Below are 20933 nucleotides of genomic sequence, written 5' to 3'. Positions count from 1 at the left end.
TATGCGGGCAGTTTCAGCCCCTTTGTAAGGAAATTTATGCGTAATCGTACCCTGGCCGATCTCGATCGGGTGGTGGCATTAGGTGGCGGCCACGGTCTTGGTCGCGTGATGTCTTCCCTGTCGTCTTTAGGCTCCCGTTTAACCGGCATTGTTACCACCACCGATAATGGCGGTTCCACCGGTCGCATCCGCCGCTCGGAAGGCGGCATTGCCTGGGGCGATACCCGCAACTGTCTCAATCAACTGATTACCGAACCGAGCGTCGCCTCCGCGATGTTCGAATACCGCTTCAGCGGCAACGGCGAGCTGTCGGGGCATAATCTCGGCAACCTGATGCTGAAAGCCTTGGATCACCTTAGCGTACGCCCGTTGGAAGCGATCAATCTGGTACGCAGCCTGCTGAAAGTGGACGCGGCGCTGATCCCGATGTCCGAGCAGCCGGTGGATCTGATGGCGCACGATCACGAAGGCCACCAGGTTTACGGTGAGGTGAATATCGACCAGCTCACCCATATGCCGCAGGAGCTGATGCTGTCGCCGCACGTCCATGCCACGCGTGAGGCGCTGGACGCCATCGCGCAGGCCGACGTGATCCTGATTGGGCCGGGCAGTTTTCTCACCAGCCTGATGCCGTTGTTACTGTTGGACGATCTCACCCAGGCTCTGCGTCGCAGCAGCGCCAATATGATTTACATCGGCAATCTGGGGCGCGAACTGAGCGTCGCGGCGGCGGCATTGTCGCTGAAGGACAAGCTGGAGCTGATGGAAGAGCGGATTGGCCGCAAGATGATTGATGCGCTGATTGTCGGCCCGGCGGCGGATACCGGGGCGGTGCAGGATCGCGTAGTGATTCAGCAACCGCTGGAAGCCGCCGATATTCCTTACCGCCACGATCGCCAACTGTTGCGCCAGGCGCTGGATCAGGCGTTGATAGAACTGGGCACCCGCGCCTGAGTTAATCGCGATCGGTTAATCGCCCCCACGCAGCCAGGGGTTGTCGCTGGCGGCGCTGTTGACCATATCGATATAGAGATCTTCCACCTGCTTGCGCGCCCAGGGCGTGCGGCGCAAAAACTTCAGGCTGGACTTGATGCTGGGATCGCTGCTGAAACAGTTGATGCGAATGCGTTCGGCCAGCCCTGACCAGCCATAGCTCTCCACCAGCTTAGTTAAAAGTTGTTCCAGAGTGACACCGTGTAACGGGTCTTTGGACTGGTGTTCGGTCATGGTCTTTGGCTCGCATTAATCAATTGGCCGCACACCATAATCAGCTTTGGCGTAGGCGACAAGAAATTTATACCCTTCGTCTTTCAAACTGCCGCGTTCATATCACGTCAGGGGCGAAGAAATTCGCCCCGATGGATGCGGGCACCGAATACGGCACCCAACGGCTCACGAAATGGCGATAAACTGCTCGCGCAACTGGTGGATTTCGTCACGCAAACCGGCAGCCTGCTCGAACTCCAGATTCTGCGCGTGGGTATACATCTGCGCTTCCAGCTCGCGGATTTTCTGATCCAGCGCTTTTGGCGTCAGGTGCTGATACTGGGCGGCGCTTTCCACGGCCTTGCCCTTCCCTCGGCCCTTGCTGCGGTTGCCCGGCTGGCCCAACTGCAGGATATCGGACACTTTCTTGTTCAGGCCTTTAGGCACAATGCCGTTTTCTTCGTTGAACGCCTGCTGCTTGACGCGGCGGCGTTCGGTCTCGCCAATCGCCCTGGCCATCGAGTCGGTAATTCTGTCGCCGTAGAGGATTGCCTTGCCGTTGAGATTACGCGCCGCGCGCCCGATGGTCTGGATCAGGGAGCGTTCGGAACGCAGGAAACCTTCCTTGTCTGCGTCCAGAATCGCCACCAGCGACACCTCAGGCATGTCCAGCCCTTCACGCAACAGATTGATGCCCACCAGCACGTCAAACTCGCCCAGACGCAGGTCACGAATGATTTCGACGCGTTCTACGGTATCGATGTCCGAGTGCAGATAGCGCACGCGCTCGCCGTGCTCTTCCAGGTATTCGGTCAAATCTTCCGCCATGCGCTTGGTCAGGGTGGTCACCAACACGCGTTCCTTGACCGCCACCCGCTTGCGGATCTCGGAAAGCAGGTCGTCCACCTGGGTGGTGACCGGCCGCACTTCCACTATCGGATCCAGCAGCCCGGTAGGCCGCACGACCTGATCAATAATGTCGTCGCCGGATTTCTCCAGCTCATATTTGCCCGGCGTGGCGGACACATAGATAGTCTGCGGCGCCAGCGCTTCGAACTCTTCAAAACGCATCGGGCGGTTATCCAGCGCCGACGGCAGGCGGAAACCGTATTCCACCAGCGTTTCCTTGCGCGAGCGGTCACCTTTGTACATGCCGCCGATTTGCGGAATGGTGACGTGCGATTCATCGACCACCAGCAGGCCATCCGCCGGCAAGTAGTCAAACAGCGTCGGTGGCGGCTCGCCCTCGCTGCGCCCGGACAAATAGCGCGAATAGTTTTCAATGCCGGAGCAGTAGCCCAGCTCGTTCATCATCTCCAGATCAAACTGGGTACGCTGCGTCAGGCGCTGTTCTTCCAACAGCTTGTTATTGGCCAGCAGCACCTTGCGCCGCTCGGCCAGATCCACCTTGATCTCTTCCATCGCCTGCAGGATCCGCTCGCGCGGCGTCACGTAGTGCGACTTCGGATAAATGGTGAAGCGCTGCACCACCTGCTCGATCTGGCCGGTCAGCGGATCGAACAGCGAAAGCCGTTCGACTTCTTCATCAAACAGCTCGATGCGTAGCGCCAGTTCGTCCGACTCTGCCGGGAAGATGTCGATCACCTCGCCGCGCACGCGGAAGGTGGCGCGCTGGAAAGCCTGATCGTTGCGGGAATATTGCAGCTCCGTCAAACGCCGCAGGATCGAACGTTGATCGATGATCATGCCCTTGGTCAGGTGCAGCATCATCTTCAGATACAGCTCCGGATCGCCCAGACCGTAGATTGCCGACACCGATGCCACCACCACCACGTCGCGGCGTTCCAGCAGCGCTTTGGTGGCTGAAAGACGCATTTGTTCGATGTGCTCGTTCACCGCGGAGTCTTTTTCAATAAAGGTATCGGAGCTGGGAACATAGGCTTCCGGCTGGTAGTAGTCGTAGTACGAGACAAAATACTCAACCGCATTCTCGGGGAAGAACTCTTTCATCTCGCCATACAGCTGCGCCGCCAGCGTCTTGTTTGGCGCCAGCACCATGGTCGGCCGGTTTAGATCAGCGATGACGTTGGCGATGGTAAATGTCTTGCCCGAACCGGTAACGCCCAACAGCGTTTGATGCGCCAGGCCGTCTTCCAGGCCCTCTTCCAGCTTGCGAATGGCTTCCGGCTGATCGCCGGCCGGTTTGAAATCGGAATGCAGTTTGAAAATTTTACTCATTGACTCGGCTACCCTGTGGAGATGCGCGCGCTCAGGCGGCCATGGAGCGGATGCTCGACGAATGGCCCCTAATTATGGAAAGCCCCGGCGATTTTCGCCAGTGCTTATGATACTGGATATAAAACCAGCTTCAAGCGATTCGTTGCTCAAGATGGCGTAGCCCGCCATTGACCCTGGTGCCGACGCGCAATGGCAAAGCGCCGCCTAATGCGCATCGGCGGGGCGTGGATGCACCGACAGGGTTACAGTCGCGTGACATTTTTATTGTCAATAACTGATTTATCCCCAAAATCCGTCAAAAATTAACTTATTGATAGCACTGCGGCGAAAAATCATACATAGCCACATCATCAATACCTTCGTGGCTTGATTTTAGTTAATTTATTGATATTAAACACATTTAATAAAAAGATGAGAATGCGGCCAACGCGAACAGAACCCGCGCCCGCTCTCGCTTTAAACCGCTTTTCTAAATCTAATGCACAAGGTTATCCACAGGAATAGTGGATAACTCCCACCGCCCCGCCCGTGACGGGAGTTGCAGAAAGAACGCTTTTTGCCGTTTCACCTCACCGAAACGGCTTTTTTAGTTATTTTTTCACAAAAAATTCGCTTTGTTTATGCCGATTAATGCTAAGCAGCCCCATTGCCAAAAACACATTTATCCCATTTTTGCACTCATGTGCTGCATCTTGCCGCAACCGGCGAAATAGTTTGCACCATCACTTTTCCTCACAGCACTGCAACAGTGCAAAAATCGTCCGCGTTAACTTTCCACCGCATTTTTGGCAGGGCCACCGGACCAGTCTACGCCTGCCAAACGGTTAACAAGACAATAACATTCCCCTTTTTTTTCCGATTGTAAAAGTTGGCCTGAGAGTTGCAATATCGTTTAACGGCAAAAGTGCGACCAGGTGAAATATCCGTGTCGCTACGGCAGGATTCGCTGCTCTTCGGTCAGCGCCAGCCTGGGGTTAAATAACTGTCAATGGCACGATAAAAGCGAATACACGCTGATAAATTGGCATTAACAACCATTTTTGCCTGCAAATCGTTTATTTTTCCTGAACCGTAACTACCTCGTTAAAGGTAGGCATGCAGCATTTTGTTCTGGACATTAAGACACTCGGGAAAGAAACCGCCAAGGCGGCTTAAGCAGGAAGGAGTGGATAACGCAGGGAAGTAGACGTTTGATGGCCGTTCCTGCGCTGATGCCGGCCGGTGAAATCGGTGCGGTTTTTAACAGGAACGTGTTACGCCTGTGCCCATTTGGGCACACATCCACGAGTGGAATACAGGTCTTTGAGGAGAGTGTCGGATGTTGAGTTTAAGGTCAGTGAACCAGTTCTACGGGCAAAATCATACCCTGTGGGATATTAACCTGGAGTTGCCGCGCGGCCAGTGCACGGTGCTTATCGGTCGTAACGGCGTGGGTAAAACCACGTTGGTCAACTGCATCATGGGGCATTTGCCGGTCGTCAGCGGCAGCATGACCTGGCAGTTGGCGGACGAACCCCCGCAAAATCTGCTGCAGCAGCCGATGGAAAACCGGGCGGCGCTGGGCATCAGCTACGTGCCGCAAGGGCGGCAAATCTTCTCGCAGCTCAGCGTGGAAGAGAACCTGCAGGTGGCGCTGATGGCCGGCCGGGACAAAACCCGCCGCATTCCGCCTCTCATTTACAGCCTGTTCCCCAACCTGCGGGAAATGCGCAGCCGCCGGGCCGGTGATTTGTGCGATGGCGAGCAGCAGCAACTGGCGATTGGCCGTGCGCTGGTGCTGGAGCCGGAGCTGCTGATCCTCGACGAGCCGACCAGTGGAGTACAGCCTTCGATCGCCGCCGATATCGGTAATGCGATCCGCAAGCTGAACCGCGAGCTGGGCATGACGATCCTGCTGGTGGAACACAAATTGCCGTTTGTACGCCGCGTGGCGGATCGCTTTTGCCTGATGGATCAGGGCCGCAGTGTGGCGAACGGCACGCTGGAGCAGTTGGACGAGGATTTGATCAATGCCTATCTGGCAGTGTAGAAAGTGGCGGTGGGAGAATGTCATCTCCCCCGCCCCATTTACAGCAGATTCAAATCCAGATACGTCCCCAGCGCCTGCCGCTCAGGTTGCGGCAGATGCGGGATCTCCCCCAGCAATGGCGCAGGCAGCATACGGCGCAGCGTAGCCAAATATTCCTGATGACGGCGGCCCGGTGCAGTCACGTCGTTGGCAATCCACCCAGCAAGCTGCAACCCCGCCTGCTGGATCGCCTGCGCGGTCAGCACGGCATGATTAATGCAACCCAGTTTGATCCCCACCACCAAGATCACCGGCAGTTGCTCCTGCTGTACCCAGTCGGCGAAGGTATGCTGCTCGGAAAGCGGCGTAAACCAACCGCCTGCCCCCTCGACCAACAGCCAGTCGGCCCTTTGCTCCAGGTGGCGCAGGCCGGCGGAAAGCTGGGCCAGCTCGATTGGCCGCCCTTCGTCGGCACTGACAATGTGCGGCGACGTCGGCTCGGCGAACACATAAGGATTCACCTCCGCGTAGCTCAGCGCCACAGCGCTGTTGGCCTGTAATGCCAGCGCGTCGCCATTGCGCAGCCCCTCGGCCGTCATGTCACTGCCGGAGGCAACCGGCTTGTAACCGGCCGTGCGATAACCCGCCAAATTGGCCGCCTGCAACAAGGCGCTGCTGGCCACGGTTTTACCCACCTCGGTATCGGTGCCGGTGACGAACCAACGCTTAATCACGATAAATCACTCCATAAACCAGATGATAGCTGAGCGGGAATTGCCCGCCCCTGCGCGGATAGGCAGCCTGCAAGGCGGCAAGCCGCCGACGGGACAGCAAACCGGCTTCGCGCCCCTGATGCAAATGGGTGGCGCCGATCCCCTTGAGCGATCGCATCAGCGCCATCACGTCCGGGTAGTTCAAGGTTTGTCGCTCCGTCTCCAGACGGTGGCGATAGCCGGCGCAGGCCGCGTCGATCTGCGCCAACGGCAGAAAGTCGTTCACGTGACGCTCGCCGTCTACCTGCTGCCAGGCGTCACCCAGCTCCGCCAGCGAGCCTTCCGCCAGCGTAGAAAACAAAATCACGCCACCCGGCCGGGTTACCCGGTACAACTCCGCCAAAGCGCGCGGTAAATCGCTGCACCATTGCACCACCAGGCTGCTGAAACAGATATCCACCGCGGCCGCAGGCAGCGGCACATTTTCGATATCCCCCAGCAGATAATGGTCCGCAGCCTGCTGCTGGCGGGCGAATGCCAGCATGCCCGGCGCCAGATCGAGCGCGGTGACCTGTTTCCCCAATTCGCGCCAGCGGCGGCTGAAGTGCCCGGTGCCGCAGCCTGCGTCGAGCAACTGTTCGCCCCGATGCTCCGCCCCCATCCCCAGCAAGCGCTCACCAACATCACGTTGCAGTACCGCCGCCGAATCATAACTGCCCGCCGCACGGCTGAAGGCCGAGGCTACCGCCTGCTTGTTGACCGGCTCAAAGGCTGACGTCATGCAATACCTCCAACAGGCGATCGATATCCTGCGGCTGATGCGCCGCCGTCAGGGTAATGCGAAGGCGCGCGCCGCCCGGTGGCACCGTTGGCGGGCGAATGGCGCTCACCCACAATCCCTGGCCACGCAGCTGCTGCGCCAGATCGAGCGCACGCTGGTTGTCGCCCACCAGCAGCGGCTGAATGGCGGTCACCGACGCCGTCAAGGCTAATGGCAACTGGGCCGCACCTTGCCGGAAGCGCTGAATATTGTCCTGCAGCCGGGCACGTAATTCGTCACCCTGCTGGATGCGGTGCAACGCCGTCTGCAAGGCGCAAGCCTGCGCCGGCGGCATCGCGGTGCTGTAAATCAAATGGCGGGCAAACTGCAGTAGATATTCCGCCGTGGCTTCGTCGCACAGCACGGCCGCGCCGCTGACGCCAAAGGCTTTACCAAAGGTGACCACCAGCAGTTCGGGCCGCACGCCCTGCTGCCAGCAACTGCCGCGCCCTTGTTCGCCGTGAACGCCGATGCCGTGCGCATCATCGACCATCAGCCAGGCACCCGCCGCTTGGGTCAGGCGATGCAGCTCCGCCAGCGGTGCGCTGTCGCCGTCCATGCTGAACACCCCTTCGGTCACCGCCAGCATCTGGCCACCGCAGGATTTTGCCAGCAGGCCGGCCAGCGCCTGCGGCTGATTGTGGCGAAAACGACGCAGCTGGGCCGGTGAATGGGCGGCCGCCTCCAGCAGCGACGCGTGGCTGAGCCGGTCCGCCAATATGCGATCGTCCGCCTGCATCAGCGCCGCCAGCAATGCCTGATTGGCGGCATAGCCGGAGATAAACAGCAGCGCACGCGGGTAGCCGAGCCACGCCGCCAGTTGCTGTTCCAGCGCCTGATGCGCCGCACAGAACCCGGTGACGTGCCCGGAGCCGCCGCTGCCGACGCCATACTGCTGGGCGCCCTGCTGCCAGGCGGCGATCACCTGCGGATCCTGGCTCAGGCCAAGATAGTCGTTGCCGGAAAAATTCAGGTAGCGCTCGCCGCCCAGCTGAATATGGCGGCCATTGCCGCCCTGGTTCACCTGGCGATGACGGTAAGCGGCATTCTGCTGCCGCTCCTCCAGCGCCTGTTCAATACGTTGTTGCCAGCTCATTACAGCGCCGCGTTGTAAAACTCAGCGGTATCGGCATGCAGCAGCTGCTCCGCCAGTACCTGTTGCTGCTGGTTGTCGCCGTGCTCGGTTTCGGTCTGCTGCGGGTTGAGGCCCAGCTTGCGGAACAGTTGCAGATCTTTGTCTTCTTCCGGATTTGGCGTGGTCAGCAGTTTGCAGCCGTAGAAGATGGAGTTGGCGCCGGCCATAAAGCACATCGCCTGAGTTTGCTCGTTCATTTGTTCGCGACCGGCGGAAAGGCGGACGTAGGAAGCCGGCATCATGATGCGCGCCACCGCGATGGTGCGGATGAAATCGAACGGATCGACGTCGTCGTTATCCGCCAGCGGCGTGCCTTTTACCTTCACCAGCATGTTGATCGGCACGCTCTCCGGCGGTGTCGGCAGGTTAGCCAGCTGCACCAGCAGCCCCGCGCGGTCACGCACCGTCTCGCCCAGCCCGACGATGCCGCCGGAACAGACTTTAATGCCCGCCCCACGCACCTTGTCCAGCGTGTCCAGACGTTCCTGATAGCTGCGGGTGGTGATAATGTTGCCGTAAAACTCCGGCGAGGTGTCCAGGTTGTGGTTGTAATAATCCAGCCCGGCGTCCGCCAGCCGTTCGGCCTGGGTGTGGTCAAGCGTACCCAGCGTCATGCAGGTTTCCATGCCCATCGCCTTCACCCCCTGCACCATCTGTTGCAGATAGGGCATATCGCGCTCGTGCGGGTTCTTCCACGCCGCCCCCATGCAGAAGCGGGTCGATCCATTCGCTTTGGCCTTGCGCGCCGATTCCAGTACCTGTTCCACCTGCATCAGCCGCTCCGTCTCAAGACCGGTTTTGTAGCGCGAACTTTGCGGGCAGTATTTGCAGTCTTCCGGACAGGCGCCGGTTTTGATTGATAACAGCGTGCTCACCTGCACCTGACGCGGATCAAAATGCTGACGGTGAACGGTCTGGGCTTCAAACAACAGCTCAAGTAACGGTTTATCAAACAGGGTCTGGGCAAGACCCACTGTCCAGTGAATGCGATCGGCCATCACGGCGTCTCCAAAAATGAAAAAAGTGTCGTCAGTGTAGATATTGTGGATATACTGTCAACCATTACGAATATGATTTGGTTTACAAGCATGTCTATCAGCGCCTCCGACCTTGAATTCGACCAGCGCCATATCTGGCACCCGTACACCTCCATGAGCCATCCATTGCCCTGCTATCCGGTAGAGGCCGCCAGCGGCGTCGAGCTGCAATTGGCCGACGGCCGGCGCCTGGTAGACGGCATGTCTTCCTGGTGGGCGGCGATCCACGGCTATAACCATCCGCAGTTGAACCTGGCTGCCACCCGGCAACTGGAAAAAATGTCGCACGTGATGTTCGGCGGCATCACCCATCCTGCCGCTATCGCACTGTGCCGCAGGCTGGTGGAGATGACGCCGGAGGCGCTGCAATGCGTTTTTCTGGCGGATTCCGGTTCGGTGGCCGTCGAAGTGGCGCTGAAGATGGCGCTGCAATACTGGCAGGCGCGTGGGGAGCGGCGGCAGCGCATTCTGACCCTGCGTCACGGCTATCACGGCGATACCTTCGGCGCGATGTCGGTGTGCGATCCGGACAACTCGATGCACAGTCTGTATCAGGGCTATCTCGCGCCGCACCTGTTCGCCACTGCGCCGCAGTGCCGTTTTGATGAACCCTGGAATGAAAACGACATTGCGCCGTTCGCCGCACTGCTGGAACAGCACGCCGGGGAGATCGCCGCAGTGATTCTGGAGCCGGTGGTGCAAGGCGCAGGAGGAATGCGCATTTACCACCCCACCTACCTCAAACGGGTGCGCGAACTGTGCGACCAGCATCAGATACTGCTGATTGCCGATGAAATCGCCACCGGTTTTGGCCGCACCGGCAAGCTGTTTGCCTGTGAGCACGCGGAGGTGGTACCGGATATTCTCTGCCTGGGCAAGGCGCTGACCGGCGGGTATATGACGCTGTCGGCTACCCTGACCACCCGCCACGTGGCGGAAACCATCAGCAAGGGTGCAGCAGGTTGCTTTATGCACGGGCCGACCTTTATGGGCAACCCGCTGGCCTGCGCGGTGGCCGAAGCCAGCCTGTCGCTGTTGGCGGAAAACCATTGGCAGCAGCAGGTCGCCACCATCGAAACTCAGCTAAAACAGCAGCTATTGCCGCTCCTGTCGCTGCCAAAAGTGGCGGATGTGCGAGTACTGGGGGCGATTGGCGTGGTGGAAATGCGCGAACCTGTGGACGTGGCACAGTTGCAGCGCGGGTTTGTGGAGCGCGGAGTGTGGATCCGGCCATTCGGCAAGCTGATTTATCTGATGCCGCCTTACATCATTCAGCCCGACCAGCTCAGCCGGTTGACCGCGGCAGTGGCCGCAGCGGCGAGCTAACGGCCTACCAATGCTGGTCCAGATAGCGGGCCAGCAACACCAGACACAGCACCCACAATAAAATGATCATTACCGCCGCCATGCGGCCTGTGGGATTATCGATACGCCGTTGCGCCTTCTCCCGCAGTTCCGCCATCAGCGGTTGGGGGATCAGACGCACCGCCAGCATGATGCCCAACGGCACGATGATCACGTCGTCCAGATAGCCCAGCACCGGAATAAAATCCGGGATCAAATCAATAGGCGACACCGCATAACCCGCCACCAGCAGGGCGATCAATTTGGCGTACCAGGGAGTGCGCCGATCGCGGGCCGCCAGCCACAGCGCATAAATGTCGCGCTTGATGCCCTTGGCCCAGCGGCGCAGCCAACCAAACCACGGCGTGCGTTTTTTGAATGAAATCATGATTACTTTTATCGATCTGTGAATTATTGATGTCGCTTATGTAGCTTCGGCGTTAAGGATGGTAACTCATAGGTGAGGCCGCTGGCGAGATGCAATGACGCTTGTGTTGTCGCGCCAAAAAGGTCTAGCTTAGGCATTCAGCTTTTACCGACCCATGGAGTCATTATGAGCTTTCGTTTGTACAGCAACGATCTGCAAGACGGCGCGAAAATGCCGGAGCGCCAGGTGTTTAATGGCATGGGCTATCAGGGCGAGAACCTGTCGCCGCATCTGGCCTGGGATGGCGTGCCGGAAGGCACCAAGAGTTTCGTGATTTCGGTGTACGATCCCGATGCCCCGACCGGCTCCGGCTGGTGGCACTGGGTAGTGGCCAACATCCCGGTGCAGACGCGTGAACTGCCGCAGGGCGCAGGCTCCGGCAAAGGCGGTTTGCCGGCCGGCGCTATCCAGACCCGCACCGATTTTGGCTCCGCCGGCTACGGCGGCGCGGCTCCCCCGCAGGGTGAAAGCCATCGCTATCACTTCACGATTCATGCATTGGACGTTGAGAGCATTGAAGTGGATGAAGGTTCCAGCGGTGCGCTGGTCGGCTTTAACGTGCACTTCCACAGCCTCGGCAGCGCCACGCTGACGGTGAAGTACAGCTGATTTTGCGCAAAAAAACGGCGCCCGCTTTCCAATAATTCATACCCTATGAATTTCAAGTTGCAGCTAGGCGCCAAGCTCGCTCATCCCCGGAGCTTACTCAAGTAAGTGACTGGGTGACAAATCTGCCGGGAGCAGATTTGAACGCTGCTTGCAGCGGCCCCGAAGGGGTTCGGCCCACGGATGGGCCGAATAATCGAGTGCAGGTAACAACGCTGCAGCTTGAAAGGCGACGGGTATTAATTACTTGGCTAACACGCCCACCCACATCGGGCCCTTGCCCACCGGATAACGCGCCAACGTGGTCAGTTTGCCGTTGGTCTGATCGATTTCATAGACGCCGATATGATCGGATTTCTGACCTGCTGCAATCACGAAGCGGCCGCTGTGGTCGATGTTGAAACCGCGTGGCTGCTCTTCGGTCGGATGATGGCCGACCGGCGACAGGGTGCTGCCGTCTTCGGACACTCTGAAAATCGTCAGAATGCTGGCGGTGCGGTCGCTGGTGTACAGGAAGCGGCCATTCGGCGTGATGTGGATATCTGCCGCCCAGCGGGTGCCGTCGAAATCGTCCGGCATGATATTCACCGTCTGCGTCAGGGTGTATTTGCTGCCGTTTTCAGTGATGACGAACACGTCTACCGTGCCGTCCAGCTCGTTCACGCAGTAGGCATAGTTGTCATTGTGGTGGAACGCCATATGACGCGGGCCTGCACCGGCTGCGGTGGCCACCGCGTCCTGCGCGTGCGGCGTCAGTTTGCCTTCCAGACTCAGGTTGAACAGGCGGATGCGATCTTCTTTCAGGCAAGGTACCAACAGCAGCTGATTGGTCGGGTCGATATTGGCCGAGTGCGGTGCGGTTAAACCGTCGACCTGCTGAAGGGGTGCTACTACCACGCCGTCATGGCCGATCGGGCTGACGCTGGTGCAGTTGCCGCTGTAGGACGCGGAGAACAGATAGCGGCCCTGCAAATCGGTGGAAATATGGGTTGGGCTGCCCGGCAGCGGCGCCATGCCGGCCTGTTGCAGTTTACCGTCCGCCTCAATGCGGTAGCTGACGATCCCAAAAGCCGGGCGCACGCCAACGTACAGGTGCGTTTTATCCGGGTGGATCACCATCGGCTGTACCTGGCCCGGTACGTCGACGGTCTGCAGCAGCGCCAGTGCGCCGGTGTCATTTAACTGCCACACGTGGATTTGCTGGCTTTCCGGGCTGGCGACATAAACGATTTGCTTCATGTGTTCTCCTTGAAGAGAGTAAAAGAGAAACCGGTTTCAGGTTTGTCGGTTTCCCCTAGCTTACCTCACATCGGTGACATAACAACCCCGGATTGCAGATGAAATCTGTGCAGTTTTATCCATCGCTTATCCGGTGTACCATCAGGTTAGTTTTGTTGCTAACGATAATGAGATCCCTATGAGCTACCGCGTCATTGCCCTCGATCTGGACGGCACCCTGCTGGACAACCAAAAACGCATTTTGCCGCAATCGCTGGCGGCCCTGGCTGAAGCACGCGCCGCCGGTATCAAAGTGGTGGTGGCCACCGGTCGCCATCACGTGGCGATCCACCCGTTCTATCAGGCGCTGGAAATAGACACGCCGGCGATCTGCTGCAACGGCACCTATCTGTATGACTTCCAGCAGAAAAAGGTGTTGGCTGCCGATCCGCTGCCAAAAGAGCAGGCCAGGTTGGTGCTGCAAATGCTGAAACAAAGCGGCATTCACGGCCTGATGTATGTGGACGACGCCATGCTGTATCAGGATACCAGCGGCCACATCACCCGCTCGCTGGCCTGGGCGGAAACCCTGCCCCCGGCGCAACGCCCGACGCTGCTTCACGTCAACAGTCTGGTTCAGGCGGTGGACGAGGTGCAGTCGATCTGGAAGTTCGCGACCTCGCACGACGATATTCCCGCGCTGCGCAGCTTCGCCGAAACGGTGGAAAAAGAGCTGGGGCTGGCGTGTGAATGGTCATGGCACGATCAGGTAGATATCGCCAAAGGCGGCAACAGCAAGGGCAAACGCCTGCAACAGTGGGTCGAGTCTCAGGGGCTGAGCATGGATCAGGTGGTGGCCTTCGGGGATAACTACAACGATCTCAGCATGCTGGAAGCCGCCGGTCTGGGCGTAGCCATGGGCAACGCCGATGACGCTATCAAACAGCGCGCCGATCTGGTGATCGCCGATCACCTGCAGCCAGGCATCGCCGACGTGATCCGCACGCGGGTGCTGGGCCAGTAACCCCTTCGCCCTCCCCTGCGGGAGGGCCGTATTCAGCGCGCCTCGCGACTGATCGACACGCTTTTCACCTGCGCATACAGCCACTGCCCCGGCCGGATCGCCAGCTCGTCACGCGCCCACGGCGTAATGCGCGCCCACAGCACGCTTTCCCCCACCGCCAGCTTCACTTCCACCTGCCCGTCGACTTCCAGACACTCGGTCACCTTGGCCGGCAAGACGTTGCGAATGCTGCTGTTAACCGGCGGCTGCAAGATCAGCGAAACGTCGGCGGCATTGATGCGGATACGCAGTTGCGCCCCCAATGGGGCATCGACACCGCTGACCCACAGACGTTGATCGCCCAGCGCCAGCGCGGTCATGGCATAGCGTGAGTGATGTTCGATCACGCTGACGCGCAACACGCTGCTTTGATCTTCTCGCTGTAACCAGGGGCGCAGCGCGCTGCTGGCCCAAACCTCTTCCAGCCCGCCGAATGCCCGCACCTGGCCATTATCCAGCACCATCACCTGTTCCGCCAGACGCAGGATTTCATCCATGCTGTGGCTGACGTAGAGGATCGGGATATTGACGTCCTGCGCCAGCCGCTCCAGGTACGGCAGCAGTTCGCGCTTGCGCGGCAGATCCAGCGACGCCAGCGGTTCGTCCATCAACAGCAGTTCCGGGGCGGTCAGCAAGGCGCGACCAATCGCCACTCGTTGTTTTTCACCGCCGGACAAGGTCAACGGCAGGCGGTTGAGCAAGGGGCCAATGCCCAACAGTTCAACGATGCTGTCGAACTGCGAGCGCATGCCGGCCGCCATGCCGTATTGCAGGTTGCCGCGCACCCGGTAATGCGGGAACAGGCGCGCGTCCTGAAACACGTAGCCGATACGGCGTTTTTCCGGCGGCAGGCAGAGGCCGCTGGCAGTATCCACCAGCGTGCGACCATTGAGCGCTATGCGCCCTTGCTGTATGCGCGTCAGGCCACCGATGGCGTTGATTAATGAGGTTTTACCGGCGCCGGACAAGCCAAAAATGGCGGTAATGCCCTGGGCGGGCAGATCCGCACGCACGTTGAGGTCGAGATCGCCGAGGCGTTGGGAAAAATCCAGCTCCAGCATTTAGATACCCATCCGTTTGCGGCCCCAGCGGGCCAGCCACTCAGAAACCATCAGTGAAACCAGCGACAACGCTATGGCAATCACGCACAGGCGTGCGGCGGCGGCTTCCGCCCCCGGCGTTTCAATCAGGGTATACATCGCCAGCGGAATGGTGCGCGTTTCGCCGGGAATATTGGATACAAAGGTAATGGTGGCGCCGAACTCCCCCAGCGAGCGGGCAAAACCCAGCACCACACCGACGATGACCCCAGGCAGCGACAGCGGCAGCGTAATGGTGAAAAACACCCGCCACGGATTGGCACCCAGCGTGCGGGCAGCCTGTTCGAGGCGGGTATCCACCGCCTCCAGCGCCAGCCGGATGGCCCGCACCATCAGCGGAAACGCCACCACGGCGGACGCCAACGCCGCACCGCGCCAGCTAAAGCTGAAACTGAAACCGAACCAGTCATACAGCCATTCGCCAATCACCCCGCGCCGCCCCATGGCGATCAGCAGTATATAGCCGACCACCACCGGCGGCAGCACCAGCGGCAGGTGGATAAGACTGTCCAGCAGCGATTTGCCGGGGAAACGGCAACGCACCAGGATCCAGGCCATCAGAATGCCGAAAGGCAAGCTGCAAACTACCGCCACGGCGGACACTTTCAGGCTCAGTTCAACGGCCTGCCACTCGTACTCACTCAGAATCATTTACGCGGGGAGAATCCATAATGGTGAAAAATAGCCGCCGCTTCCGGGCTTTTCAGGTAGTTATAAAAAGCGCTGACGGCCGGTGTTTGATGGCCTTTAACCACTGCCATCGGGTATTCAACCGGTTTGTGGCTGTCTTCCGGGAAGACGCCCACCACGCTGACTTTATCACTGGCTACCGCATCTGAGCCATACACAATGCCCAACGGCGCTTCGCCGCGCTCCACCAGCGCCATTGCACTGCGTACGTTGTTGGCTCGCGCCAGCTTAGGCTCCAACGCGGCCCAAACGCCGAGATTCTGCAACGCTTCTTTGGCGTAGATCCCCGCCGGTACGTGGTCCGGATCCCCCACCGCCAGGCGGCCGCCGTTCAACAGCTTCGCCCAGTCGGTCTGTTTGTTAAGCGTAATTTTATCCTGCTTGCCGTCTTTGGCGGCGATCAGTACCAGTTCGTTGCCCAACAGCGTATACCGCGTCTCTTTGACCATCTGCTGTTTGTCGATGGCGTAGTCCATCCACTGCTGATCGGCGGAGATAAACAGATCGGCCGGAGCGCCCTGCTCAATCTGGCGTGCCAGCGTAGAAGACGAGGCGAATGAAGAAACCACCTGCACATCCTTGCCTTTCTGATACTGGGCCGCGATATCCTGCAGCGCGTTAGTCAGCGATGCCGCCGCAAAAACGGTAATTTTCTCTGCCGCAGACGCCTGCATGACCATACCTGATGCCAATACAATACCGCCGACCCATTTAGTCCATTGCTGTTTCATGGTGTTCTCCGCAAATTAATGTGCAATATCGCCCTTCGTTATATAAAAAATAATATAACGTTGCGCAGAAACTTGTCATGCGGTTTATCGGCAGGGGAAGACATATCTTGAGAAACACCCGCCGAACGGCACCGGCGGGCATTGAGATGGGGATGGGTGACGATCAGTGCTGAGTGCGGTTTTCTTTCGAGCGGCCCACTTTGGAGAAAATGTTGAACACTTCCGCCAAACCGTAGATCAGGCCGAGAATGATCGCCATGACCACCGGCACCATTACCACAGCGAACAGCAAACTTTTCAATAATTCCAACATGGTAGCCTCACTTAACTGCCCATTGAGCGGTAATGAACACCGCTACGTAGCGCCATTTTAAACCAAAATAGCGGCTAAAACGGAGTTATTTTAAACATCGGGTGAAATTTGTAACCGGCCAAACGTGCCATTTTGGCGCTTTGCCGGTAAATCGGCGACAATAAGGCTTTTGCAGCCGACAGGACGCGTTATGCAGGCCGAAATCCTCCTTACCCTAAAACTCCAGCAGAAACTGTTCGCCGATCCACGCCGCATCGCGCTGCTCAAGCAGGTCCGGCATACCGGCTCCATCAGCCAGGGCGCCAAACTGGCGGGCATCAGCTATAAAAGCGCCTGGGATGCCATTAACGACATGAACCAACTGGCGGAGCAAACGGTGGTGGAACGCGCCACCGGCGGCAAGGGCGGCGGCGGCGCTCAGATCACCCACTACGGTGAACGGCTGATCCAATTGTACGATCTGTTGGGCCAAATCCAGCAAAAAGCCTTCGACGTACTGCAGCAAGACAACCTGCCGCTCGACAGCCTGCTGGCGGCGATCTCCCGCTTTTCGCTGCAAACCAGCGCGCGTAATCAGTTCTTCGGCACCGTCATCGAGCGCGACCACCGGCAGGTGCAGCAGCATTTGGAGATTTTACTGAGCGATGGAAAAACTCGCCTCAGCGCGGCACTTACCCAACAGAGCGCCGACCGGCTGCAGCTCGCCCCCGGAAAAGAAGTGTTGGCGCTGATTAAAGCGCCGTGGGTGAAGCTCAATACCGATCCGGCCCTCATCGGGGCAGCGGACAATGCACTGGCGGGCGTGGTGGCCAGCATCCAGCCGAGCGCCGATCACAGCGAAGTACTGGTAACGCTGGCGGGCGGCGAAACCCTGTGCGCCACGGTGGCCAATCAGGAGCTGCAACAGCTTAAATTGCAACCCGGCAGCGCGGTGCACGCCCTGTTTAACGCCGACCGGGTGATTGTCGCCACGTTGTGTTAAACGCAACGTAACGTTGCGTTTTTGCCGATTGACTTCACCCGCCAATGGGCCTATTTCTAAACAAAGTATCTACAAAATACCCTATAGATTTCAAGTCGCAGCCAGCCACACAGCGGCTTGAAATACGACGGGTATAAGGAATAGGTCATGTCGTTGCTGCACATTTCGCAAGGTTCATTTCGCTTAAGCGATACCCGTACCCTGACGCTGGACACGCTGGAGATTCAGTCTGGCGACAGTTGGGCCTTTGTCGGCGCCAACGGCAGCGGAAAATCCGCCCTGGCGCGCGCGCTGGCCGATGAGTTGGTGCTGCTGAGTGGCGAGCGCCGCAGCGATTTCAGCCGCCAGGTGCGCATCTCCTTCGAACAGTTGCAAAAACTGGTCAGCGACGAATGGCAACGCAACAATACCGACCTGCTCAGCCCCGGCGAAGAAGACACCGGCCGCACCGCGGCGGAAATCATTCAAGAAGAAGTGAAAGACCCGGAGCGCTGCGCGCAACTGGCCGCACAGTTTGGCATCACTGCACTGCTGACGCGCCGTTTTAAGTACCTTTCCACGGGCGAAACGCGCAAAACCCTGCTGTGCCGGGCGTTAATGCCGCAGCCCGACTTGCTGATCCTGGATGAGCCCTTCGACGGGCTCGACGTGAATTCCCGCGCCCAGTTGGCCGCACTGCTAAACGAACTCTCCGGACACGGCTACACCCTAGTACTGGTGCTCAACCGTTTTGACGAGGTGCCGGACTTTATCCGGCAGGTGGGGGTGCTGGCAGATTGCACTCTCGCAAGCCAGGGCACACGCCAGCAGGTGATGGCGGACGCGCTGGTGGCGCAATTGGCACACAGCGAGAATCTGGATGGCCTGGCGCTGCCGGAAACCGAGGATCCGGCCCAGAAAACCACCTTGCCGACGGATCAACCGTTAATCGTGCTGCGTGACGGCGTGGTCAGTTACAACGATCGCCCCATCCTTAATCATCTCGACTGGCAGGTTAACCCCGGTGAGCACTGGCAGATCGTCGGTCCTAACGGTGCCGGTAAATCCACCCTGCTCAGTCTGATCACCGGCGATCATCCACAAGGTTACAGCAACGATCTTACCCTGTTCGGCCGCCGCCGCGGCAGCGGAGAAACCATCTGGGATATCAAACGCCATATCGGCTATGTCAGCAGCAGCCTGCATCTGGACTATCGTGTCAGCTCAAGCGTACGCAACGTGATCCTGTCCGGATTTTTCGACTCCATCGGCATCTATCAGGCCGTGTCTGACCGGCAGCAGCAATTGGCCGACCAATGGCTGACGCTGTTGGGGTTGGGCGGTTCCCGCGGCGATACGCCGTTTCATAGCCTGTCCTGGGGCCAGCAGCGGCTGGCGTTGATCGCCCGTGCGCTGGTCAAGCATCCGGCGTTGCTGATCCTCGACGAACCGTTGCAGGGGCTGGATCCGCTCAATCGCCAACTGGTACGCCGCTTTGTCGACGTGCTGATCGGCCAGGGCGCCACCCAATTACTGTTTGTTTCCCACCATGCGGAAGACGCGCCACAGTGCATTACCCACCGCCTGAGCTTCTTGCCCGACGGTGACGGTTACCGCTATCAGCAGGATCAGCTTGCCTGACATTCTGGATAATCCTTCGGAGGGGTGGCCCAGCCACTCATCCGATGACATATCCGGCAACACTTCCTCCGCAGCACATCGCAGTGGGCCTTTTATCATAAAGGGATGAAGGATTCATTTTTGGAGAGGCTATGTCCGCCGCACTGATTATTATCGATCTGATCGAGGATCTGATTGGCCCCAAGGGGCGCGCGAATCACTGCCATGAACAGGTGGCGGCGCATGACCTGATTGCCAACACCAATGTCGCAGCGGCCTACGCGCGGGTGCGCAAAATTCCGGTGATTTGGGTACGCGTGGGGTTTGCCGACGATTATCACGATATCCCGCCCCACTCTCCGCTGTTCAACCACCTGAAGCAGATCGGCGCTCTGCGTTTGAGCAGCCCCGGTTGCCAATGGGACAAGGCTTTACAAGTGTTGCCGGTGGATGTTCAGTTCGAAAAGAACGCCGTTTCCGCTTTTGCCGGTAACAATTTGTTAGCCTGGTTGCAGCAGCATCGTTGCCATCACCTGTTGCTGGGAGGCGTCAGCACCCCGCTGGCGATTGAAAGCACCGCACGACAGGCTCACGACGCAGGTTTTCAGGTTACCGTATTGCAGGATTTGTGCGCAGCGCCGAGCGAGGAGATACACCAACAGAGCCTGGATATTTTGCAAAACCTGGCGGAAATCATGCGCTCGCAGGCCTGGATGAAAGGGTAAATCAGACAGTTGCCGAATAAACTCACGTCAGATCACTGTCCGGACCTTTGCTGTAACCTCTCTATGTTACTATTCGTCATAGCGCTCAACTTCGCCATACTCACACGCCGCACAGGCACTGAGCGCTGTGTGCATATTTTAAAGGGATAGAGTTATGTGGGGCGTACTTTCGATTTCGTTATTCTTTTTGCCATTTAACCGGCTGATTGCCTGGTTGGTGCTGGCCGCGTCGGCGGGCATGGGGATGTACCACGGGGTGTTGACCCCGCTGAGTCTGGTGTATGTGTTGGTCATTGTCGCTTTGGCGGGCCTGCGGCACCATTTCCGCGCCCAACGTAATCTGGCGGTGCTGCTGGAAGTGCTGGTGGTGGCAAGCTGCGTGGCGCTATTCCTGCATCTGGTACCAGGGTTCCATAACCAATTGATGATCGACGGTGAGAAACCCGGCCCGCTCAGCGCGCCGTTCACCATGTATTACAATTTCGACAAAGCGCTGGTGCCATTCCTGCTGTTCGCCTGCCTGCCGACGTTGTTTGCCGCTGAAACCGGTAAAAGCGCCGGTAAAACCGGCTGGATCGCGCTGATACTGGCAGTGCCTGCCTTACTGCTGGTGGCCGTAGCCCTCGGTGGGCTGAAGATTGAGCCGCACGCACCGGACTGGATCCTGGCGTTTGTGATGGCCAACCTGTTTTTTGTCTGTATGGCGGAAGAAGCGCTGTTTCGCGGTTATCTGCAGCAACGCCTCAGCCAGTGGCTGGGCGCCTGGCCCGCATTGATAATCGCAGCACTGGTGTTTGGTGCCGCGCACCTGGCCGGTGGCATGCTGATGGTAGCCTTCGCCACGCTTGCCGGGTTGATTTACGGCCTGGCGTGGATGTGGAGCGGCCGCCTGTGGGTGCCGATCCTGTTCCATTTCGGGCTTAATCTGACGCACCTGCTGTTATTCACTTATCCACTGTATCAACATCCCTGACCTTCTCAGCCGGCAGGAGTCCCTCTGCCGGCGCTATGGATGAA

General features: G+C 58.7%; 21 protein-coding genes. 9 read left to right on the top strand and 12 right to left on the bottom strand.

Translation table 11 applies throughout. The annotated features are described in order from the left end of the window. Window positions 1-36: 36 nt before the first annotated feature. Window positions 37-954 carry a uridine diphosphate-N-acetylglucosamine-binding protein YvcK gene (gene yvcK / locus SERAS12_RS06530; RefSeq protein ID WP_004941894.1) on the top strand — a complete coding sequence of 306 codons (918 nt, stop codon included), beginning with the start codon at window positions 37-39 and terminating at the stop codon, window positions 952-954. A 15-nt stretch (window positions 955-969) separates the two neighbouring features. Here yvcK and SERAS12_RS06525 read toward each other — a convergent pair whose 3' ends face one another. Both SERAS12_RS06525 and uvrB read right to left on the bottom strand, forming a co-directional pair. Beyond that, window positions 970-1227, bottom strand: coding sequence for a VF530 family DNA-binding protein (locus tag SERAS12_RS06525; RefSeq protein ID WP_013811959.1), 258 nt, complete (start codon window positions 1225-1227; stop codon window positions 970-972). 165 nt (window positions 1228-1392) lie between these two features. After that, window positions 1393-3405 (bottom strand): excinuclease ABC subunit UvrB, encoded by a 2013-nt coding sequence (uvrB, locus tag SERAS12_RS06520; RefSeq protein WP_013811958.1) that lies wholly within the window; start codon window positions 3403-3405, stop codon window positions 1393-1395. A 1318-nt stretch (window positions 3406-4723) separates the two neighbouring features. On the opposite strand from uvrB, the gene SERAS12_RS06515 reads away from it, so the two are divergent. Further along, the gene (locus SERAS12_RS06515) at window positions 4724-5434 is read left to right on the top strand and encodes an ATP-binding cassette domain-containing protein (protein WP_004941886.1); all 711 of its coding nucleotides are present in this window, start codon (window positions 4724-4726) and stop codon (window positions 5432-5434) included. A gap of 38 nt (window positions 5435-5472) precedes the next feature. Here the strand turns inward: SERAS12_RS06515 and bioD are convergent, their stop codons facing one another. From bioD to bioB, 4 genes are read right to left on the bottom strand one after another with little or no spacing between them, the layout of a single operon-like run. Next, the gene (gene bioD, locus SERAS12_RS06510) at window positions 5473-6147 is read right to left on the bottom strand and encodes a dethiobiotin synthase (RefSeq protein ID WP_013811957.1); all 675 of its coding nucleotides are present in this window, start codon (window positions 6145-6147) and stop codon (window positions 5473-5475) included. Then, a complete protein-coding gene (bioC, locus tag SERAS12_RS06505) occupies window positions 6140-6907 on the bottom strand; it encodes a malonyl-ACP O-methyltransferase BioC (RefSeq protein ID WP_013811956.1) in 768 nt (255 codons plus the stop codon). Before bioC ends, bioD begins: the two co-directional genes overlap by 8 nt. Beyond that, window positions 6891-8042 carry an 8-amino-7-oxononanoate synthase gene (bioF, locus tag SERAS12_RS06500; RefSeq protein WP_013811955.1) on the bottom strand — a complete coding sequence of 384 codons (1152 nt, stop codon included), beginning with the start codon at window positions 8040-8042 and terminating at the stop codon, window positions 6891-6893. The genes bioC and bioF overlap by 17 nt, the downstream gene beginning before the upstream one ends. Continuing rightward, entirely contained in the window at window positions 8042-9079 is a 1038-nt protein-coding gene (gene bioB / locus SERAS12_RS06495; protein WP_013811954.1) for a biotin synthase BioB, read from the bottom strand. Before bioB ends, bioF begins: the two co-directional genes overlap by 1 nt. A gap of 90 nt (window positions 9080-9169) precedes the next feature. On the opposite strand from bioB, the gene bioA reads away from it, so the two are divergent. After that, window positions 9170-10444, top strand: a complete 1275-nt coding sequence (gene bioA / locus SERAS12_RS06490; RefSeq protein ID WP_013811953.1) for an adenosylmethionine--8-amino-7-oxononanoate transaminase — start codon at window positions 9170-9172, stop codon at window positions 10442-10444. Window positions 10445-10448: 4 nt separating this feature from the next. Here the strand turns inward: bioA and SERAS12_RS06485 are convergent, their stop codons facing one another. Next, window positions 10449-10850: a YkvA family protein gene (locus tag SERAS12_RS06485; protein ID WP_004941868.1), complete on the bottom strand. Its 402-nt coding sequence runs from the start codon at window positions 10848-10850 to the stop codon at window positions 10449-10451. A gap of 165 nt (window positions 10851-11015) precedes the next feature. On the opposite strand from SERAS12_RS06485, the gene SERAS12_RS06480 reads away from it, so the two are divergent. Next, window positions 11016-11498 carry a kinase inhibitor gene (locus SERAS12_RS06480; protein WP_013811952.1) on the top strand — a complete coding sequence of 161 codons (483 nt, stop codon included), beginning with the start codon at window positions 11016-11018 and terminating at the stop codon, window positions 11496-11498. Window positions 11499-11738: 240 nt separating this feature from the next. Here the strand turns inward: SERAS12_RS06480 and pgl are convergent, their stop codons facing one another. Then, entirely contained in the window at window positions 11739-12734 is a 996-nt protein-coding gene (gene pgl, locus SERAS12_RS06475) for a 6-phosphogluconolactonase (RefSeq protein ID WP_013811951.1), read from the bottom strand. 178 nt (window positions 12735-12912) lie between these two features. On the opposite strand from pgl, the gene SERAS12_RS06470 reads away from it, so the two are divergent. Beyond that, the gene (locus SERAS12_RS06470; protein WP_013811950.1) at window positions 12913-13737 is read left to right on the top strand and encodes a pyridoxal phosphatase; all 825 of its coding nucleotides are present in this window, start codon (window positions 12913-12915) and stop codon (window positions 13735-13737) included. A gap of 32 nt (window positions 13738-13769) precedes the next feature. Here the strand turns inward: SERAS12_RS06470 and modC are convergent, their stop codons facing one another. The 4 genes from modC to SERAS12_RS25410 all read right to left on the bottom strand — a co-directional run bounded on the left by modC (window position 13770) and on the right by SERAS12_RS25410 (window position 16610). Next, window positions 13770-14837 (bottom strand): molybdenum ABC transporter ATP-binding protein ModC, encoded by a 1068-nt coding sequence (modC, locus tag SERAS12_RS06465; protein ID WP_013811949.1) that lies wholly within the window; start codon window positions 14835-14837, stop codon window positions 13770-13772. Further along, the gene (modB, locus tag SERAS12_RS06460; protein WP_013811948.1) at window positions 14838-15527 is read right to left on the bottom strand and encodes a molybdate ABC transporter permease subunit; all 690 of its coding nucleotides are present in this window, start codon (window positions 15525-15527) and stop codon (window positions 14838-14840) included. Continuing rightward, window positions 15524-16297 (bottom strand): molybdate ABC transporter substrate-binding protein, encoded by a 774-nt coding sequence (modA, locus tag SERAS12_RS06455; RefSeq protein ID WP_013811947.1) that lies wholly within the window; start codon window positions 16295-16297, stop codon window positions 15524-15526. The genes modB and modA overlap by 4 nt, the downstream gene beginning before the upstream one ends. Window positions 16298-16460: 163 nt before the next feature. Beyond that, window positions 16461-16610 (bottom strand): AcrZ family multidrug efflux pump-associated protein, encoded by a 150-nt coding sequence (locus SERAS12_RS25410; RefSeq protein WP_004941845.1) that lies wholly within the window; start codon window positions 16608-16610, stop codon window positions 16461-16463. Between the two features lie 190 nt (window positions 16611-16800). Between SERAS12_RS25410 and modE the strand changes: the two genes are divergently transcribed. From modE to SERAS12_RS06430, 4 genes are all read left to right on the top strand, one after another. Further along, entirely contained in the window at window positions 16801-17592 is a 792-nt protein-coding gene (modE, locus tag SERAS12_RS06445) for a molybdenum-dependent transcriptional regulator (protein WP_013811946.1), read from the top strand. 147 nt (window positions 17593-17739) lie between these two features. Next, window positions 17740-19212 (top strand): molybdate ABC transporter ATP-binding protein ModF, encoded by a 1473-nt coding sequence (gene modF / locus SERAS12_RS06440; protein WP_013811945.1) that lies wholly within the window; start codon window positions 17740-17742, stop codon window positions 19210-19212. A gap of 131 nt (window positions 19213-19343) precedes the next feature. Next, the gene (locus tag SERAS12_RS06435) at window positions 19344-19916 is read left to right on the top strand and encodes a cysteine hydrolase family protein (protein ID WP_013811944.1); all 573 of its coding nucleotides are present in this window, start codon (window positions 19344-19346) and stop codon (window positions 19914-19916) included. 154 nt (window positions 19917-20070) lie between these two features. Continuing rightward, window positions 20071-20889, top strand: coding sequence for a CPBP family intramembrane glutamic endopeptidase (locus SERAS12_RS06430; protein ID WP_013811943.1), 819 nt, complete (start codon window positions 20071-20073; stop codon window positions 20887-20889). The last annotated feature ends 44 nt before the right edge of the window (window positions 20890-20933 follow it).

It is taken from the genome of Serratia sp. AS12 (assembly GCF_000214195.1).
Classification (GTDB): Bacteria; Pseudomonadota; Gammaproteobacteria; order Enterobacterales; family Enterobacteriaceae; genus Serratia; species Serratia plymuthica.
The sequence above is the reverse complement of the archived record's forward strand: the minus strand, read 5'-3'. Positions and strand labels throughout refer to the sequence as shown.

What these genes read in the sequence shown, in the direction of transcription:
- bioF (WP_013811955.1), bottom strand. Translation starts at nt 8,042, where the DNA reads ATGAGCTGGCAACAACGTATTGAACAGGCGCTGGAGGAGCGGCAGCAG.
- modA (WP_013811947.1), bottom strand. Translation starts at nt 16,297, where the DNA reads ATGAAACAGCAATGGACTAAATGGGTCGGCGGTATTGTATTGGCATCA.
- SERAS12_RS06430 (WP_013811943.1), top strand. Translation starts at nt 20,071, where the DNA reads ATGTGGGGCGTACTTTCGATTTCGTTATTCTTTTTGCCATTTAACCGG.
- SERAS12_RS06435 (WP_013811944.1), top strand. Translation starts at nt 19,344, where the DNA reads ATGTCCGCCGCACTGATTATTATCGATCTGATCGAGGATCTGATTGGC.
- modE (WP_013811946.1), top strand. Translation starts at nt 16,801, where the DNA reads ATGCAGGCCGAAATCCTCCTTACCCTAAAACTCCAGCAGAAACTGTTC.
- bioC (WP_013811956.1), bottom strand. Translation starts at nt 6,907, where the DNA reads ATGACGTCAGCCTTTGAGCCGGTCAACAAGCAGGCGGTAGCCTCGGCC.
- SERAS12_RS06480 (WP_013811952.1), top strand. Translation starts at nt 11,016, where the DNA reads ATGAGCTTTCGTTTGTACAGCAACGATCTGCAAGACGGCGCGAAAATG.
- bioB (WP_013811954.1), bottom strand. Translation starts at nt 9,079, where the DNA reads ATGGCCGATCGCATTCACTGGACAGTGGGTCTTGCCCAGACCCTGTTT.
- SERAS12_RS06525 (WP_013811959.1), bottom strand. Translation starts at nt 1,227, where the DNA reads ATGACCGAACACCAGTCCAAAGACCCGTTACACGGTGTCACTCTGGAA.
- modB (WP_013811948.1), bottom strand. Translation starts at nt 15,527, where the DNA reads ATGATTCTGAGTGAGTACGAGTGGCAGGCCGTTGAACTGAGCCTGAAA.
- pgl (WP_013811951.1), bottom strand. Translation starts at nt 12,734, where the DNA reads ATGAAGCAAATCGTTTATGTCGCCAGCCCGGAAAGCCAGCAAATCCAC.
- uvrB (WP_013811958.1), bottom strand. Translation starts at nt 3,405, where the DNA reads ATGAGTAAAATTTTCAAACTGCATTCCGATTTCAAACCGGCCGGCGAT.
- modF (WP_013811945.1), top strand. Translation starts at nt 17,740, where the DNA reads ATGTCGTTGCTGCACATTTCGCAAGGTTCATTTCGCTTAAGCGATACC.
- SERAS12_RS06485 (WP_004941868.1), bottom strand. Translation starts at nt 10,850, where the DNA reads ATGATTTCATTCAAAAAACGCACGCCGTGGTTTGGTTGGCTGCGCCGC.
- modC (WP_013811949.1), bottom strand. Translation starts at nt 14,837, where the DNA reads ATGCTGGAGCTGGATTTTTCCCAACGCCTCGGCGATCTCGACCTCAAC.
- bioA (WP_013811953.1), top strand. Translation starts at nt 9,170, where the DNA reads ATGTCTATCAGCGCCTCCGACCTTGAATTCGACCAGCGCCATATCTGG.
- SERAS12_RS06515 (WP_004941886.1), top strand. Translation starts at nt 4,724, where the DNA reads ATGTTGAGTTTAAGGTCAGTGAACCAGTTCTACGGGCAAAATCATACC.
- SERAS12_RS06470 (WP_013811950.1), top strand. Translation starts at nt 12,913, where the DNA reads ATGAGCTACCGCGTCATTGCCCTCGATCTGGACGGCACCCTGCTGGAC.
- SERAS12_RS25410 (WP_004941845.1), bottom strand. Translation starts at nt 16,610, where the DNA reads ATGTTGGAATTATTGAAAAGTTTGCTGTTCGCTGTGGTAATGGTGCCG.
- yvcK (WP_004941894.1), top strand. Translation starts at nt 37, where the DNA reads ATGCGTAATCGTACCCTGGCCGATCTCGATCGGGTGGTGGCATTAGGT.